This window comes from Lactobacillus sp. UMNPBX19 (genome assembly GCF_002553805.1).
In the GTDB taxonomy this organism is placed as follows: domain Bacteria; phylum Bacillota; class Bacilli; order Lactobacillales; family Lactobacillaceae; genus Lactobacillus.
In genome coordinates, this window is record NZ_PCYR01000165.1 from 1 (window position 1) to 356 (window position 356).

A 356-nucleotide genomic window follows, 5' to 3' on the forward strand; every position below is an offset into this window, starting at 1 on the left:
GTTCCTGGTTCCATTCCGGCTGTCTTAGCACTTAAAACGTTTGGAACAATTGCTAAAATAAAAAATGACATTTCAGCTAAGACGGATGTAGAAACTGGGTCTAAATCATAAAATTTACATAAACTAGAAGTAATCGAGAATACACAATAGACCGCCATCAAACTGATGGAATAGTACATTGGAATTGACAACATGGATGCATAGGGTTGAATAAATGCTTTCCAAGCATCGATTGGTAAATTCAATAAAATTGTAAAGAACGAGCCAATAATTGAAACGGGAATAATTACAGCCATCCCGTCCCGGATCGCGGTTAAGTAGCGGTTGTTGGCCACCGCTCCCATTTTCTCGGAAAT

General features: G+C 38.8%; 1 pseudogene. It reads right to left on the bottom strand.

From position 1 onward, the window contains the following. Positions 1-356 (bottom strand): annotated as a pseudogene (locus tag CP370_RS09620) (PTS sugar transporter subunit IIC); the annotation flags it as partial.